This is a genomic window from Parafilimonas sp. (assembly GCF_051953455.1).
In the GTDB taxonomy this organism is placed as follows: Bacteria; Bacteroidota; Bacteroidia; order Chitinophagales; family Chitinophagaceae; genus Parafilimonas.
Map to the genome: position 1 here is coordinate 1 of NZ_JBQCIT010000009.1, position 16446 is coordinate 16446.

Annotated in this window: 13 protein-coding genes; 10 read left to right on the top strand and 3 right to left on the bottom strand. The window is 38.8% G+C overall.

Features of this window, described 5'->3' with window-relative positions; genetic code table 11:
• Positions 1-204, bottom strand: a 204-nt coding sequence (locus ACTHN6_RS03015) for a GDP-mannose 4,6-dehydratase (protein WP_440434231.1), incomplete at its 3' end; no start/stop codon positions are given.
• Positions 205-539: 335 nt separating this feature from the next.
• Here ACTHN6_RS03015 and ACTHN6_RS03020 point away from each other — a divergent pair.
• The 3 genes from ACTHN6_RS03020 to ACTHN6_RS03030 all read left to right on the top strand — a co-directional run bounded on the left by ACTHN6_RS03020 (position 540) and on the right by ACTHN6_RS03030 (position 5386).
• Positions 540-1955, top strand: a complete 1416-nt coding sequence (locus tag ACTHN6_RS03020) for an undecaprenyl-phosphate glucose phosphotransferase (protein ID WP_440434232.1) — start codon at positions 540-542, stop codon at positions 1953-1955.
• Positions 1956-2124: 169 nt separating this feature from the next.
• A complete protein-coding gene (locus ACTHN6_RS03025) occupies positions 2125-4761 on the top strand; it encodes a DNA translocase FtsK (protein WP_440434233.1) in 2637 nt (878 codons plus the stop codon).
• Between the two features lie 406 nt (positions 4762-5167).
• Positions 5168-5386, top strand: coding sequence for a hypothetical protein (locus ACTHN6_RS03030; protein WP_440434234.1), 219 nt, complete (start codon positions 5168-5170; stop codon positions 5384-5386).
• Between the two features lie 25 nt (positions 5387-5411).
• On the opposite strand, the gene purB is transcribed toward ACTHN6_RS03030, so the two are convergent.
• Complete coding sequence (gene purB, locus ACTHN6_RS03035) at positions 5412-6743, bottom strand: adenylosuccinate lyase (RefSeq protein WP_440434235.1); 1332 nt, start codon at positions 6741-6743, stop codon at positions 5412-5414.
• 112 nt (positions 6744-6855) lie between these two features.
• On the opposite strand from purB, the gene ACTHN6_RS03040 reads away from it, so the two are divergent.
• Both ACTHN6_RS03040 and ACTHN6_RS03045 read left to right on the top strand, forming a co-directional pair.
• Positions 6856-7599: a menaquinone biosynthetic enzyme MqnA/MqnD family protein gene (locus ACTHN6_RS03040; protein WP_440434236.1), complete on the top strand. Its 744-nt coding sequence runs from the start codon at positions 6856-6858 to the stop codon at positions 7597-7599.
• A gap of 29 nt (positions 7600-7628) precedes the next feature.
• A complete protein-coding gene (locus ACTHN6_RS03045; protein WP_440434237.1) occupies positions 7629-8759 on the top strand; it encodes an acyloxyacyl hydrolase in 1131 nt (376 codons plus the stop codon).
• Positions 8760-8764: 5 nt separating this feature from the next.
• On the opposite strand, the gene hemW is transcribed toward ACTHN6_RS03045, so the two are convergent.
• Positions 8765-9886: a radical SAM family heme chaperone HemW gene (gene hemW, locus ACTHN6_RS03050; RefSeq protein WP_440434238.1), complete on the bottom strand. Its 1122-nt coding sequence runs from the start codon at positions 9884-9886 to the stop codon at positions 8765-8767.
• 122 nt (positions 9887-10008) lie between these two features.
• Between hemW and ACTHN6_RS03055 the strand changes: the two genes are divergently transcribed.
• The 5 genes from ACTHN6_RS03055 to gldL all read left to right on the top strand — a co-directional run bounded on the left by ACTHN6_RS03055 (position 10009) and on the right by gldL (position 16416).
• Positions 10009-11124: a DUF4271 domain-containing protein gene (locus ACTHN6_RS03055; protein ID WP_440434239.1), complete on the top strand. Its 1116-nt coding sequence runs from the start codon at positions 10009-10011 to the stop codon at positions 11122-11124.
• Between the two features lie 26 nt (positions 11125-11150).
• Entirely contained in the window at positions 11151-11945 is a 795-nt protein-coding gene (locus ACTHN6_RS03060) for a uroporphyrinogen-III synthase (RefSeq protein ID WP_440434240.1), read from the top strand.
• Between the two features lie 174 nt (positions 11946-12119).
• On the top strand, positions 12120-14174 hold the full coding sequence (locus ACTHN6_RS03065; protein WP_440434241.1) for a thioredoxin domain-containing protein: 2055 nt from the start codon (positions 12120-12122) through the stop codon (positions 14172-14174).
• A gap of 132 nt (positions 14175-14306) precedes the next feature.
• Entirely contained in the window at positions 14307-15587 is a 1281-nt protein-coding gene (locus ACTHN6_RS03070; RefSeq protein ID WP_440434242.1) for an SUMF1/EgtB/PvdO family nonheme iron enzyme, read from the top strand.
• A 52-nt stretch (positions 15588-15639) separates the two neighbouring features.
• Positions 15640-16416, top strand: a complete 777-nt coding sequence (gene gldL / locus ACTHN6_RS03075; protein ID WP_440434243.1) for a T9SS inner membrane protein PorL/GldL — start codon at positions 15640-15642, stop codon at positions 16414-16416.
• The last annotated feature ends 30 nt before the right edge of the window (positions 16417-16446 follow it).

Below are 16446 nucleotides of genomic sequence, written 5' to 3' on the forward strand. Positions count from 1 at the left end.
TGAATCTGTGAGGTCGCCATAATGCAGTTTAAGCATTACATTCTTATCGTGTGGATCCTGGTACAGATGGTCTATGCGGTCGGTGTTAAATAAAGAACTTCTTCGTTTTATACCATGCACTTCATACCCTTTTGATAACAATAACTCGGTAAGGTAAGCGCCATCCTGGCCGGTAATACCGGTAATTAAAGCTTTTTTAGACATAGATGTTTTTAGTTGAAAAGAGTTGATTAAGCAATTATTTGGTTTGATAAAGATAGCCTATATAGAATCTTTTTATTTAATTCTTATAACGTGAGTTAAAAATATAAGTATGCTATGATTTTTACTCCAAGCCGGTATATGATAGATAATAATATTTTAGTAATGTTATTGTTGTGCCAGGTATCTAATCCTGTTTTTTCTTTGCATAAAAACAGGGATTGAACTTGAAACTTACATATTTCTGTGTTTACTTAACCATTAATCCACTATTTTTGTGAGTTCTAGCCTAAGGTTAGAACTAATGCCCCCTATGAAAGATTAATTAATTTATTAAAATGGGCAACAAAGAATTTCAATTTTTACGTTCCGTATTATTGCTTACTGATTTTGTGCTTATAAACCTTGCTGCTACAGTAAGTATTTTAATATCTTATGATTATTACAACGTTTCTTTTCTTGTTTTGTCTATTGTAACCGTTAATGTATCCTGGCTTAGCATTGCTTATTTTTTCAGGTTATACACTTATAATATAATTTCCGAAATTGAAAGAACTTATCGCCAATCATGGCGCGTATTCGCGGTGCAAATACTTTTTTTATATGGTTTGATGCAGCTCATAAACTATAGCTTCTTTAAACTGGAATTTCTTAACCGCACGGCCATTGTTTATTTTATAACAGCAGGTTTTTTCGTTTTAATAAGCCGTTTCTTTCAAACTTATTTAGCTGAATTTTTCTTAAAAAACATAACTGTTAAAACAGTACCGCCAAGGCGAATAGCAATTATAGGTTATAATGATAAAGCCCAGCAACTGGCCGAATATTTTCATAAGAATGATAAGTTTTATGAGTTGCTTGCTTTTTTTTCTGATGGAACCGGCGTTAAACAGCCTAATACAAAAGACCCCTTCTTCCCTATAAAAGATTGTGTGAATTACGCCGTTGAAAATAAAGTGCGGGAAATTTACTCCACTGTTTTGCCTTCAGAACATCCTGAACTGCCTGAACTGGTAAAAAGGGCCGAAGCAAATATGGTGCGTCTTCGTTTTGTTGCCGCAGGTGCTTCGCCAGCGAACGCCATTTATAACCTGGTGGAAATTGACAAGTTAAACCAGATGTCCATTATGGCTTTACGAAATGAGCCGCTGGATATTTTCTTTAACCGCGTTAAGAAAAGGGCTTTTGATATTGTTGTGAGCAGTTTGGTTATCATCTTCATAATGTCATGGCTTACACCTTTATTGGGCATACTGATTAAATTATCTTCAAGGGGCCCGGTTTTCTTTATACAGGAACGTTCCGGTAAGGATAATAAAACTTTTCGCTGTATGAAGTTTCGCAGTATGGCCGTTAATAAAGACAGCGATTATAAACAAGCGCAAAAGAACGATAGCCGCATTACTAAAATCGGGGCTTTCATGCGAAAAACAAGCCTTGATGAATTTCCGCAGTTTTTTAATGTGTTCATGGGGGATATGAGCCTTTGCGGGCCGCGCCCTCACATGCTGAGACATACAGAAGAATACAGCAAATTAATTGAGCAATATATGATTCGCCATTTCTTAAAGCCTGGTGTAACAGGCTGGGCGCAAATAAATGGTTACCGCGGTGAAACTTCAAACCCCATATTAATGGAAAAAAGGGTAGAACATGATATATGGTATATGGAAAACTGGTCGTTAATGCTCGACATAAGAATAATCTTTCTTACCATATTCAATATATTTAAAGGGGAAAAGAACGCTTATTAATATCATACCCGCATTATTTATTCCTGTGTAAAACTGTTAGGCTATAGTCATTATAAGCCATATTTGTATCATTGTTGAAAACTATTTTTGCTTTAGTAATTACGCACACTCCTGCCAAAGGATAATAAGCCTTTATTTAACTCCGTTATATTTGTTGTTGTATTGAGGTATGGCTAACAGGTTAAAAAAGAAAAATAGTAAAGCGCCCAGCGCTGAAAAACTTAATCCTGATAAAGAGCAGGAAGTAACAATAAAAGAAGTTGTAAAGGATGAACGTACTTCGAAAATAGCCGGTGCAGTAAGCCTGCTTATTTGTGCATTTCTTACCATAGCTTTTCTTTCTTACTTTTTTACATGGCAACAGGATCAGGATGAAGTGGCAACGGGATTAAGCGTTTTTGTGCGCGACAATGTGCATGTAGATAACCTGCTGGGTGTACTTGGTGCTTATGCTTCCGACTTATTTATGAATGACGGCTTCGGCATCGCTTCCTTTTTATTTTGCACCTTTTTTTTCGTGTTAGGCGTAAACCTTTTATTTGGAAAGAAGGTTTTTAATCTTGCCCGTAACCTGCGTTATCTTATTGCCGGCCTTATCGTTTTAAGCGTTGTATTTTCCTTTTTCTTCGGCAGAAATTTTGCCTGGGGTGGCTCCGCCGGCGACCTGATGGTGGACGGGCTTGTACGGTTAATTGGTAATTTGGGTACGGCCGCTTTGCTAATTGTTGTTTTTCTGGCCTATGTTATCTGGAGATTTAATCCCAGCTTTAAGCTGCCCGAAAGGAAAGTAAGGCAACAGCTAATCCCAACTGAAGACGCCATGCCGCTTCATAAGGATGATAAAAATATTTTCAACAAAGAATATGAGGATATTTATTATACGCCTGAAGAATCTGTTTCCATAAATGAAAGGTATGCTGCTGAAACAAATGATGTTTTAACCAATAATAACAAGCTTAAAACGGATGGGCCTGGTATGCATGAAGATGGGAACATCGTTGTTATTATGCCCGAAGCAAATGAAGAATCATCCGGCCTGGGTTTAATAGAGAAAAATGAGGCTGATAATGGCGCGGAAATAGGAACACCGCTGATTCATATAGAAAATTCAGGCGAAAAGGAAAGGCCTGTAAAAGATAACCAGAAACAGAAAAAGCCGTTGCAGCCAACTGAAATGGAGCTTGAAATAAAAGAGATTATTGAAGATGGAGAGGAAGATGATGAACAGATTGTTGAAGAACCAAAAGAAATTCAGATTGATGATCATGCTTTGGAAATAAGAAGCGATGAATTAGCAACCGTTAATTATGACCCCACTTTAGATTTGCGCAATTATAATTACCCGGAATTAAGTTTATTGGAAACACACGGCAGTGAAAAAATTGTACATGATCCCGCAGAGCTGGAAGCCAATAAGAACCAAATTATAGATACGCTAAAAAACTATGATATTCTGATACAGCGCATCGCGGCAACGGTAGGCCCCACTGTAACTTTATATGAAATTGTTCCGGCGCCGGGTGTACGCATCAGCCGCATTAAAAACCTGGAAGATGATATTGCTTTAAGTCTTGCAGCACTGGGTATTCGTATCATCGCTCCAATACCCGGCCGTGGCACAGTTGGTATTGAAGTGCCCAATCTGAAGAAGACGATTGTGAGCATGAAAACCTTACTGAACAGTGAAAAATTTAAAAACAATAATTACTCGCTGCCCATTGCGCTTGGTAAAAAAATTGACAATGAGAACTTCATTGTTGATTTGGCTGCCATGCCGCATTTATTGATGGCAGGCGCAACAGGGCAAGGAAAATCAGTTGGTATTAATACGCTGCTTGTTTCACTGCTATATAAAAAACATCCATCGCAGCTAAAGTTTATTTTGGTTGATCCCAAGAAAGTAGAGTTGAGTTTATACCGCGTTATTGAGCGCCATTTTCTGGCTAAGCTTCCCGGTGAGGAAGAGCCTATCATCACCGATACAAAAAAAGTGGTTCATACTTTAAATGCATTGGCAACTTTAATGGATATACGGTACGATTTGCTGAAGGAAGCCAGTTGCCGCAACATTAAAGAGTACAACGAAAAATTTGTTAACCGCAAGCTCAACCCCAAAAAAGGGCATGAATTTTTACCATTTATTGTGTTGGTCATTGATGAATTTGCTGATTTAATTATGACCGCAGGCAAGGAAATTGAAATGCCGATTGCACGTTTGGCGCAGTTAGCGCGTGCCGTGGGTATTCACTTAATCATTGCAACACAACGCCCTTCTGTAAATATTATTACCGGCACTATCAAGGCTAACTTCCCTGCGCGTATTGCATTTAAGGTTTCATCTAAAATTGATAGCCGCACTATTCTTGATACAGGCGGTGCGGAACAATTAATTGGCAAAGGTGATATGCTAATCAGTTATAACGGTGAGCTTACGCGTTTGCAGTGCGCTTTTGTTGATACACCCGAAGTTGAAAAAGTATGCGAATTTATTGGTGAGCAGCAGGCTTACCCGCAAGCCTTCCAGCTACCGGAATACACCGATGAAAAAGAGATGGAAGGAAAAGATTTTGATCTCAGCGACCGGGATCCGTTGTTTGAAGATGCAGCACGACTGATTGTTCAAAACCAGATGGGAAGCACTTCGCTTATACAACGCAGGATGAAATTAGGCTATAACCGCGCAGGAAGGTTGATGGATCAACTGGAGCAGGCAGGTGTGGTAGGGCCTAACCTTGGCAGCAAAGCCAGGGATGTATTAATAAAAACAGATGGAGAATTACAGGAACTGCTTGATTTAATGGGATAAAATTATAGATCCATTAAACCAAGTGCGAGCACGAAATTGGTTACAATACCCGGAAAAGACATCCACAATAACTGGGGGTAGAAGATAATAAACAAAGCTAAAACTACTAACCATCCAACAAAACGAAGCCAATAGTTTGCAGAAGATTTATGCTCAGCCATCAGATTTAATTTTCGGCAAAAATAAATGCTAAAAGCTAATAGTAAAAATTATTTGAACAGCAATTGGTTTAAACACTATTTATCAGGTTTAATAATTGCGCCATTCCCGGCCACCATCTTTTCAATTTAAACTCATTTTTCAGCACCCGGTTACTTAAAAATTGCATTCTGCCTTAATAAGCTTTTTATTCATTGCAATAACGCTCAATTTTGCGCTGTAATTAATAACCTATAAAAATACTATTATGATTCACAGAAAAAGAAACCAGATGCAACATAAAGTGGAACTTTCTACTTTGTTGCGGATTGTAGTAACCAGGAGGCTTATACAGCAAAACAAACAGGCAGACAAACAGCTTTTGAACAGCCTGGCAAACGAAGCCATCGAATCTTTGAAAAGACCGGAGGTCTTTAAAGAAGGATTAATGTTTACCAAAACAATAAGCCAGGAAGCTTTTGTTTAATACAGGTGTTAGCCTTCGCAAAACGCTATATGCCTGTATAATTTTGCGGCGTAATTTTTTTTAGTTCTTTTTTTATTGAAGCGCTTATTTTAAGCCCGTCAATAAATTTATGAATAGATGCTTTATCGATCGTTGCATTACCGCGTGTTAGTGCTTTCAGTGCCTCGTAAGGATTTGGATAATTTTCCCTTCTTAAAATGGTCTGAATAGCTTCAGCCACAACTGCCCAGTTGTCTTCAAGGTCTTCATTCAGCTTTCGTTCATTCAGCAGCAGTTTATCCAATCCTTTTTCAATTGACCGTATTGAAATAAGTGTGTGTGCCACCGGAACACCAAGATTTCTTAAAACAGTAGAATCCGTAAGGTCTCTTTGCAAACGGCTTACGGGCAGCTTTGCAGCAAAATGTTCAAATATGGCATTGGCCATTCCAAGGTTTCCTTCTGCATTTTCAAAATCAATCGGATTTACTTTATGTGGCATGGCCGACGAGCCTACTTCATTCTTCTTTACTTTCTGCTTAAAATATTCCATGCTTATATACATCCACATATCGCGGCATAAATCAATTAAGATATTATTAATGCGCTTTATGCCATCGAAATAAGCAGCGAAATAATCATAGTGTTCAATTTGGGTGGTGTGCTGAAGACGCTGCATGCCGAGGCTTTCTATAAATTCATTGCCAAATTTTAGCCAGTCAGTTTTTGGAAACGCAATTTTATGCGCATTGAAATTGCCGGTGGCGCCGCCAAATTTTGCTGCAACAGGAATTTCAGATAATAACTGCACCTGGTTTTGTAAACGTTCAACAAAAACCATCAGCTCTTTTCCCAGCTTTGTTGGCGATGCAGGCTGCCCGTGTGTGTGGGCCAGCATGGGAATATCTTTCCAGCTTTCAGCAAGTGTATTTATTTTTTTCTGAAGATTAATAACAGCAGGCAGGTATTCCTGTTCCAGACAGTTTTTCCAGCTTAGCGGGATGGCCGTATTATTAATGTCTTGCGAAGTAAGCCCGAAGTGCACCCATTCTTTTTCAGCCGCAATGCCTGCCTTTTCCATTTCCTGTTTCAGGAAATATTCAACTGCTTTCACATCGTGATTGGTAACAGTTTCAATTTGCTTTACCTGCTCAGCATCGGTTAAACTAAAATTTTCTGCAATGGCATTTAGCTTTTGTTTGGCTTTTGTATCAAGCTTAAAAAATTTTTTTTCAGCCAGGAAAATAAAATAATGCACTTCAATAAGCACGCGGTATTTAATTAAAGCATACTCTGAAAAATATTCGTCAAGTTGCGCAACCTGCCTGCGATAGCGGCCATCAACCGGGGAAATGGCGGTAAGATTATTAAGTTCCATAATTTGTCAGTCCATCGTCAATAGCCAATGGTCCACAGCATCTTTTTAACTATTGACTGTTGACTATCGACTGCCGACTGTTTATTTTTGCACGCAAAATTAATTTAAACAATTGAAGAAGATTAAAGTTGGGGCAGTAAGTTATCTTAATACAAAGCCTTTATTATTTGGAGTAGAACGTTCCGCCGAATTAATGCAGCAAATTGAACTCTTAAAAGATTATCCTTCCAAAATAGCAAAACAATTAATTGACGGCGATATTGATGTGGGGCTTGTGCCCGTAGCCATAATACCGCAGCTAAAGGAACATTACATTGTTTCTGATTATTGTATTGGCGCCGAAGGCAATGTGGCTTCCGTTTGTTTGTTCAGTGATGTTGAAATAGATAAGGTTGAAAAAGTTTTGCTGGATTATCAAAGCAGAACTTCGGTTAACCTTTTTAAAGTATTGCTGAAAAATCATTGGAAAAAAAATATTGTGCTGGAAGATGCCCAAAAAGATTTTTCAGAAGATATTAAGGGCACCACAGCAGGTGTATTAATTGGTGACAGGGCATTAAAGCAAAGAAATAAATCAAAATTTATTTATGATCTTGCCGGCGAATGGATAACCATGACAGGTTTACCTTTTGTATTTGCAGCCTGGATAGCTAACAAGGAACTTCCTGCAGATTTTCTTGAGTTGTTCAATGCGAAAAACGCAGAAGGCATTAATAACATTGAGGCTGTGCTGCAAAACGTTTCCTGTGATTTCTATAACCTGCGTGCATATTTCACACAGAATATTTCTTATAAAATTTCAGAAGAAAAATTAAAAGGAATGCGTTTATTTCTTGAACTGTTGCAAAAACTTTAATTGTTTTTTACATTTGAAGCCACTCGCCTATGGTTCTACGAAAACTGTTACTGTTTTTTTTACTTGCTGCATTCATAAATACTAATGCACAAAAGAGATATAATACTGATAGTTTAAAGCAGGTTGTTTTAGCAGCCCGCTATCATTTTGGATTTATGTTTGCCCACAGTGTGCACGTGGAAAATGTAAAGGGTATAAACCCTTATGGTTTTGAACTGGAATATTCACATTTACGTACCGGCAGTGACATAAAAAACAAATATAATTCTTATCCGCGCACCGGCTTCAGCTTTACTTACACAAATTATAACCGCAATTTTTTAGGACAGGCGTATGCCCTATCTTATTTTGTTGAACCAAATTTCCGTGTAGGTAACAATTTAAAATTATTACTACGTGCCAGCGGTGGACTTGCTTATTTTACCAATCCTTATGATGCCATAAAAAACCCTTCTAATCATAGTTACAGCACGCATATTAACAGTTATCTCCAGTTAGATCTTGGCCTTTCTTATCCTTTAAGCAAGCATTTTGCCTTATATGGAATGGGCGGTTTTTTTCATGCTTCAAATGCAGGGTTTAAAGAGCCCAACGCTGGTGTAAACTATATAAACGCATCCATAGGATTGCAATACTATGCCTATTCCACGCGGCTGCCCGTATATAATCATGGGAGTGATACTTCGTGGCGTCATCAGCCAATGCATTTTGAAGCAGCAATATTTTATTCGCCGAAAAGCGGGTATAAAAGAGATACGTCTGTTGCAAGAAATTTTTTAATAGGCACATCCGTAACCGCTATAAAGCAAATAAGCAATATTGATGCACTTACAGCCGGTGCAGAAATTTATTATGATGGCGGTTTGCGCAGCACAAAAGAATATATTGTGGGCGATACTTCTTCCAACACGTTTGCAGGGTTATTGATTGGTCACCGGTTTTTATTAAACAGGTTCACATTTAGCCAGGAGCTGGGTTTTTATATTCATAAGCAAACAAAAGTGTATAATACAACTTACCGCGACTTGTATCATACCATCTATCATCGCTGGGGCCTGAGCTATAACATAAAAAACAGGTGGTCTATAGGTGTAAACCTTTTGGCGCATAAACAGGTAGCTGATTTTATTGACGGAAGGCTTATATACAGGTTGAAATAAATGTTTTACCTGAACAGATCTGCCGCAATGCCATCTGCAAACAACTTTCCTTTTGATGTAAGTATTAATGCATCATTTTTTCTTTCCAGCAAATGTTGCCGAATAAACCTGTTTGCATCTTTTATAATACCGGCCGTAATTTCTTTTCCTGACAACAGTTCAAGATGATGCAACACAATGCCTTCATTCGTTCTTAGCGCTGTCATTAAGTATTCATTAATTTTTTGGGTTGATGAAAGCTCTTCTTTTTCAAACGGCACAATATTTTTATTAATGCTTTCAATATAGAGTGCATTATTTGAAATGTTCCACTGCCTTGTATTGCCATTGAATGAATGTGCCGAAGGCCCTAAACCCAGGTACTGTTTTCCCTGCCAGTAACTGCTGTTGTGCCTGCTTCTGAAACCGGGTTTCGCAAAGTTTGAAATTTCATAATGTTCATACCCTTTATCAGCCGCCCATTGCATGAGCAGTTCAAATTGAATGCTTTGTTTTTCTGCATCCACATCTTCCTTTTTCTGCAAATCAATCATCTTTTTCAATGCTGTATTTGGCTCCACTGTAAGTGCATAACAGGAAAGGTGCGGAATGTTTAATTCATGCGCCGTTTCGAGGTTTTGCAGCCACTGTTCATTGGTTAAATCAGGCGTGCCGTAAATAAAATCCGTTGATATATTGCTAAACCCGGTTTGCACGGCAAGCTCAATACTTTTATAAGCCTGTTGTGCATTGTGGGCGCGGTTCATCCATTGCAGATCGGCTTCTGAAAAACTTTGTGTACCAATGCTCAGGCGGTTTATACCGGCGCTTTTCCAAAACAATAATTTTTGTGCAGTTATATCATCAGGATTCGCTTCCAGTGTGATTTCTGCATCAGGCACAACATCAAAAATTGAAAACATTTTATCCATTAATAAATTAATATCATCAGGATGCAACAGCGAGGGTGTTCCGCCACCGAAATAAACCGTTTCAATTTTTTCATTCAGGTAGTCACGCCTTAATATCATTTCATGTGCCATGGCATTTATAGTTTGCGGCAGCAGCTTTTGAGAAACAGAGAAATGAAAATTGCAGTAATGACAGGCTTTTCTGCAAAAAGGAATATGAATATAAATGCCTGCCATTGTGTTTAATAAAGTTGTTCAGGGTAAATGCCCGCTGCAAAAATAGTTTAATAAAAATTTAGGCGTTGAAAGTATAAATGTGTATGCTTGTTTGTTTGGGTAAATTACTTTTGCGCATTCTGTTGAAACACTTATCCGTTATATTATTTTTTCTGATACTGCCTGTTTTCCTGTTGGCACAGGATACAGGAAGCCGTAAGAAAATTAATGACACCAATGCCCGCAGGGCATTGCATGACACCATTATTCCCGGCAAATTGACGGATACCGGCATTCGCAAAAAAAAGAATGATACAGGTATTCAAAAAAAGCTGAATGATACAATACAGGCAGGCCAAATAAAAAAGAATGTTGCAACGCTTAAAGATTCAGGCGCCAAAGCTACTGTTAAGAAAATTGATTCAGTTAAAGATTCAACGCGTGTATTAATAGTAAAACCAAATATTGCAGATTCATTACAGCGGGATTCGTTGCAAAGCGATTCGCTTAAACACGATTCGATAAGGCTTGCTGCAACAGCTGCTGCAAAAAGAGATTCTTTGGCTGCTAAAAAAATTAAATTAATGCCCGGCGTAGAAAAAGCTGCAACCAACACTGATGAAATTTTTTATATCCTCATTTTTATCCTGTTCTTCCTCTCACTTATAAAAGCCGCATTTCCCAAATATTTCGATAGCCTTTTTACATTGTCTTTCCAGGCAACTTTCCGGCAAACACAAACGCGGGAGCAAATGGCGCAAAACTTTTTCCCGGCATTTATGCTAAATATACTGTTTGCATTATGCGGGGGCGTTTTTATTACTTTATATGCCGGGTCTGAAAAATGGTCATCGCTGCCTTTTTGGGAATTATTTGTTTATTCAACAGGCATTTTGTTATTAGCATACAGCGTAAAATATCTTGTTATAAGTTTTACAGGCTGGGTATTTAATGCAAAGGAAGCAGCCACCGAATACAGGTTTGTTGTTTTTCTTGTAAACAAGCTGCTTGGCATCTTGGTTATACCGCTTTTATTTTTAATTGCCTATTCTAATGATAGAATAAAAAGCATAGCCATAACAATAGTTTTATGCCTGGTAGTTTTTTCGCTGGCTGTAAGATACATTGTTTCATTAGCCCGTATCCGCAAAAACCTTAGTGTAACCGCATTTCACTTTTTTGTTTACCTTTGCGCTGTGGAAATAATACCGTTGCTTGTCATTTACAAGGTTTTATTTCAGCAAACCAGCATTAGATAAATTATTATATAAATCGAGCACTACGCATGATTAAAAACGGTGAAAAGAAATCTACTGGTAAAGGATCCGTACAAGTTTTAATTACTCAGCCAAAGCCCGAGAGCGAAAAATCTCCCTACTTTGAATTGGAACGCAAGTATGCAATTAAGTTAACCTTCCATCCATTTATAAAACTTGAAGCTATTTCAGCAAGGGAATTTCGCAAACAGAAGATTGATATAAATCTATATTCAGCAGTAATATTTACAAGCCGCAATGCTATAGATCATTTTTTCAGAATGTGTGATGAAATGAAGGTTTCTATTAGCCAGGACAATAAGTATTTCTGTATTACCGAGGCTGTGGCGCTCTACCTTCAAAAATTTATTCTTTACCGCAAACGCAAGGTTTTTTATGGCACCGATGGTACCAATAAAAGCATGTTTGATGTAATTAATAAACATAAAGAGAACGAAAAATTTTTGTATGTGTGCAGTGAAAACCAGCAGGACAATGAAATTGTAACCTGGTTGAAAAATAATAACTGCGATTTTCAGTTGGCATTCATGTACCGCTCTGTAAGTAACGATGTTCGTGTGGTGATGGACTCTAATAGTTTTGATATTATCTGCTTTTTCACGCCAAGCGGTATCCGCAGCCTTTTTGATAATTACCCAAAGTTTATGCAAAACGGAACTCTGATAGGGGCCTTTGGAAACAATACGGTTAAAGCCGGTGAAGCGGCGGGTTTGGAGGTTGAAATTAAAGCCCCGGCGCCACAAACGCCCAGCATGATCTCTGCTTTGGACAATTATCTTTCTTCCAAATCAAAAAAGAAGTAAACCGCTTAAGGAGCTGTTTGAATTAACGGTCAGCCGCTTCGGCTCTCCCCTTATCAAGATTTATAACTTTAAAGGCGTCAGAGCGGTATACATTAACTCCAACAGGTTCTAAATAATTAGTAAAGCAATCCCGTTAAAGCGGGATTTTTTATTTTTAGCAGAAACAGATTTAACATGACTCAGCATAAATACACCAATAACCTTATAAAGGAAACCAGTCCTTATCTGCTGCAGCATGCGCACAATCCTGTAAACTGGTATGCCTGGGGTGAAGAAGCGCTTACAAGAGCAAAAGCAGAAAACAAACCGGTACTGGTTAGCATTGGTTATTCTGCCTGTCATTGGTGCCATGTTATGGAACGCGAAAGCTTTGAAGATGAAGCCACAGCGCAGATAATGAATGAAAACTTTATTAATATTAAGATAGACAGGGAGGAAAGGCCGGACATCGACCATATTTATATGGATGCTGTGCAGGCGCTTACGGGCAGCGGCGGATGGCCATTGAATGTTTTTTTAACGCCGGACCTGAAGCCGTTCTACGGAGGAACATATTTTCCGCCAAAGCCAATGATGAACCGCAATAGCTGGCAACAGGTGTTACTGGCTATTGCTAAAGCTTATAATGAAAGAAGCGATGATATAACCAAACAGGCAGAAACACTTACACAGCATTTGCAGAAAGCCAATATTCTGGATTTACATGCCGGAGCCCCTCCCATAGATAAAGCAACAACAAATGCAATTGCTGAAAACCTTATAAAAGTTGCAGATGAAGCGTGGGGTGGTTTTGGGCAGGCGCCAAAATTTCCGCAAACATTTTCCATATTGTTTTTGCTCCGGCATTATTTCTTTTCCGGAAATGAGCGGTCGTTAAAAACAGCATTATTATCCCTGGATAAAATGATGATGGGCGGCATATACGATCACCTGGGCGGGGGCTTTTGCCGGTACAGTACCGACAGGCGCTGGCAAATTCCGCATTTTGAAAAAATGCTCTATGATAATGCTTTGCTGCTTGATGTTTATACAGAAGCTTATCAAATCACAAAAAATAATACCTATGCAAAGGTTGTTGCCGAAACGATCAGTTTTGTTGAAACTGAATTAACTGATCCTGAAGGTGGGTTTTATAGCGCTCTTGATGCAGACAGTGAGGGCGTTGAAGGGAAATATTATGTATGGAGCAAACAGGAAATTGACCAACTTCTCGGGAAAGAGAGTGAGGTATTTTGCCGGGTATTTAATGTGTCAGAAACCGGTAATTGGGAAGATACCAATATTTTGTGGCAGCCTGAAGCCCCTGAATCCGTGGCATCTTCGCTGGGAATAAATAAAGAGGAGTTTGCGCTTTTACTTGAAAAAGCTAAAGAAACTCTATTAAAGGCAAGGCAAAACCGCATAAAACCAGGGCTCGATAATAAAGTACTGTTATCATGGAATGCCCTGATGTTGTCTGCTTTATGCAAGGCCTATGCTGCATTTGGCAACGAAGCTTATCTAAATCTTGCCAAAAGCAATATTGCTTTTGTAGAAAAATACCTGTTTCATTCAAACTCCGGCATTTTATTGCATAGCTGGAATAAAAGGGCCAACCCGCAGCAGGCTTTTGCAGATGATTATGCTGCGCTTATAAAAGCATACATCTTGCTGGCGCAGGCAACTACAAATAATGATTATTTATTGAAAGCCAAAGCCTTATGTGAAAAATGCATTGAGCTTTTTAGTGATAGTGATAACCGCTTTTTTTATTTTACTCCCAATAACCAGGAAGATGTACTGCTCCGAAAAATTGAATTATACGATGGTGCTACACCTTCGGGCAATGCATTGATGGCCGAAAACCTGCTGAAGCTTTCTGTTTATTTTGATATACCTGAATGGAGACAGCGGTCGGAAGATATGATTTTGTATATAGGCAACTTCGCCGGGAAATACCCGGTTTCTTTCGGGAGATGGAATTTAAATATGCTTTTATTGGTATATGGTTTGAAGGAAATTGTGGTAATGGCTGACAATTACGCTTCTTTGGTACAGAAAATCTTGCAGGAATACATTCCTTTAAAGGTTATACAGGCTGCCGGCAAGCCGGATGAAGCGTGGCCTTTGCTTCAGGGAAAACTAATTTTACCAAATCAAACTAAAATATATATTTGTGAAGATTATAATTGTCTTCAACCTGCAGGCAGCTTTGAGGAGTTTAAAAATCAGTTAATTAAAGATTTATAACAAAAAGTTTCAACCAACAAAATAATTTGTGTTATTGAGCGTTGATATTTCTTATGCAGAGCCGGATAAAATATTTTTAACATCTGCAATTGATAATCATATTCAAAAATTTGCCAGAAACAAGGAAAACGGATGAAAAACCAAAGCTTTGTAATATTACTTCTTGCTGCTTTATCAACAGCTGTGGTTAGTTGTAATAAATCGGGAAAGTCTAAATCAATCGCTGGTGATGGTCAGTTGCATGGTGTGGCCCCTGCTGCAAGGAGCAGCATGACGCGGCCGCTTGGCATGTCTTATATTCCGCCGGGTACCTTTCACATGGGTCCCAGCGACGAAGATGTAAATTATAATTTCACTGCACGCAATAAACAGGTTTCTATCAGTGGGTTTTGGATGGATAAAACGGAAATCACCAATAATGAATACCGCCGGTTTGTTTACTGGGTACGGGATTCGCTTGCTGCCGTTCGTTTAGGTTTTATGAAAACAGGAACAGGCGGCGATACTGCAATTGATTGGAAAAGAGCCGCTTCCATTAAATGGGGCGATAAAGGAACCCTTGAAAAACTGAACGACCTTATTCTTACTCCTGATAACAGGTTATACGGTAAAATGGATATAGACCCTGATATGATTGTTTACAATGTTCAGGGTTTTAATTTAAAAGAAGCAGCCAAAAGGGAAAATGCCGGTCGCGCCCGCAAAGATTTTATCTATCGCTATAATCAAAAAGTTTACCCCGATACATTATGCTGGATGAGGGATTTCTCTTATTCTTATAATGAACCGATGACCAAAAGATATTTCGCCCACCCTTCTTTTGGCGAGTACCCGGTAGTAGGTGTAAACTGGAAACAGGCGAATGCTTTTTGCCACTGGCGTACTCATTATCTCAACAGTTATCTGGAGGGGCATAAAAAAGCGCCGGAAAGCGATTTTCGCCTGCCCTCAGAAGCCGAGTGGGAATATGCAGCAAGAGGTGGCCGCACGCAATCTATGTTTCCCTGGGGTAATTATTATTTAAGAAATAAGAAAGGATGTTTGCTGGCCAATTTTAAACCTGGCCGCGGCAATTATCCGGAAGATGGTGGTTTTTATACAGTCAGGGCTGATAGCTATTGGCCAAACGATTTTGGCTTGTATAACATGGCCGGTAATGTTTCTGAATGGACGAATTCTTTGTTTTATGAAGGTTCATATAATTTTCAGCATGATATGAACCCGGATGTTCAGTGGAATGCGCTGGATACCGATCCTCCAAGCATGAAACGCAAGGTAATCAGGGGCGGAAGCTGGAAGGATGTTGGGTTTTATCTACAAACCAGCACCCGCCAGTATGAATACCAGGATACCACCAAATCTTATATAGGGTTCAGGTGTGTTATCGACCTTCCGGCACAATACAGGAAATAGTAAAAATTCAATATCATATAAAAAGGTAAAACCCTTCAATAAAAATTAAGTTATGGCAGCCGCAATTCCTCCAAAAGTTAGCAGAGTCGTAGACATCTTTGTATCCATAGCAGCAGCAGTTGTTATATGGGGCGCATTACAAAAATTATTACATAGCGCATCAGCAGATTTTTTCCTGAAACTGGGTTTAGGCACTGAAGCTGCTGTATTCCTGGTATATGGCATATTATATATGTATTACCCGGCTATAGATGATCACCAGGTAAAACTGGCAGGTGCTGCGGCAGCGATGCCACAGGGAAACCCTGCATTAAAAACAATGGAAAAAATGCTTGAAGAAGCAGATATTACACCTGCCAACCTGGGCAAGCTCAGCGCCGGTTTTCAAAAACTGGGCACTACCGTTGAAAAAATGGGTGAAATAAGCGACGTAGTAAAAGCCACCGGCGATTATACTCAGAAAACAAAAGAAGCAGCGCAGGCACTCGATGAAGTTAAAAGCGCATATTCTGGCATGGCTAATTCAGCCAACTCATTCAATAATGCTTCTGAAGGTGCTAAGGTATTTCATGAACAAATTCAGGTTTTAACGAAGAACCTGTCTTCTTTAAATACAATTTACGAGTTGGAATTACAGGAAAGCAATAATCATCTTAAAGCGCTTAACCAGTTTTACGGAAAGCTGAATGAAGCTTCCAATGCCATGAATACAACAGCAACTGATGCAATAAAAGCGAAAGAGCAAATTGCAACGCTGGCAAATAACCTTGGCAGGCTGAACCAGATATACGGAAACATGATTAGCGCAATGCAGGGTGCAAAAGCATAATAATTTCAACTTTAAATAAATTACAGATAC

What these genes read in the sequence shown, in the direction of transcription:
- ACTHN6_RS03025 (WP_440434233.1), top strand. Translation starts at nt 2,125, where the DNA reads ATGGCTAACAGGTTAAAAAAGAAAAATAGTAAAGCGCCCAGCGCTGAA.
- ACTHN6_RS03070 (WP_440434242.1), top strand. Translation starts at nt 14,307, where the DNA reads ATGAAAAACCAAAGCTTTGTAATATTACTTCTTGCTGCTTTATCAACA.
- ACTHN6_RS03020 (WP_440434232.1), top strand. Translation starts at nt 540, where the DNA reads ATGGGCAACAAAGAATTTCAATTTTTACGTTCCGTATTATTGCTTACT.
- ACTHN6_RS03065 (WP_440434241.1), top strand. Translation starts at nt 12,120, where the DNA reads ATGACTCAGCATAAATACACCAATAACCTTATAAAGGAAACCAGTCCT.
- ACTHN6_RS03030 (WP_440434234.1), top strand. Translation starts at nt 5,168, where the DNA reads ATGATTCACAGAAAAAGAAACCAGATGCAACATAAAGTGGAACTTTCT.
- ACTHN6_RS03060 (WP_440434240.1), top strand. Translation starts at nt 11,151, where the DNA reads ATGATTAAAAACGGTGAAAAGAAATCTACTGGTAAAGGATCCGTACAA.
- hemW (WP_440434238.1), bottom strand. Translation starts at nt 9,886, where the DNA reads ATGGCAGGCATTTATATTCATATTCCTTTTTGCAGAAAAGCCTGTCAT.
- ACTHN6_RS03045 (WP_440434237.1), top strand. Translation starts at nt 7,629, where the DNA reads ATGGTTCTACGAAAACTGTTACTGTTTTTTTTACTTGCTGCATTCATA.
- gldL (WP_440434243.1), top strand. Translation starts at nt 15,640, where the DNA reads ATGGCAGCCGCAATTCCTCCAAAAGTTAGCAGAGTCGTAGACATCTTT.
- purB (WP_440434235.1), bottom strand. Translation starts at nt 6,743, where the DNA reads ATGGAACTTAATAATCTTACCGCCATTTCCCCGGTTGATGGCCGCTAT.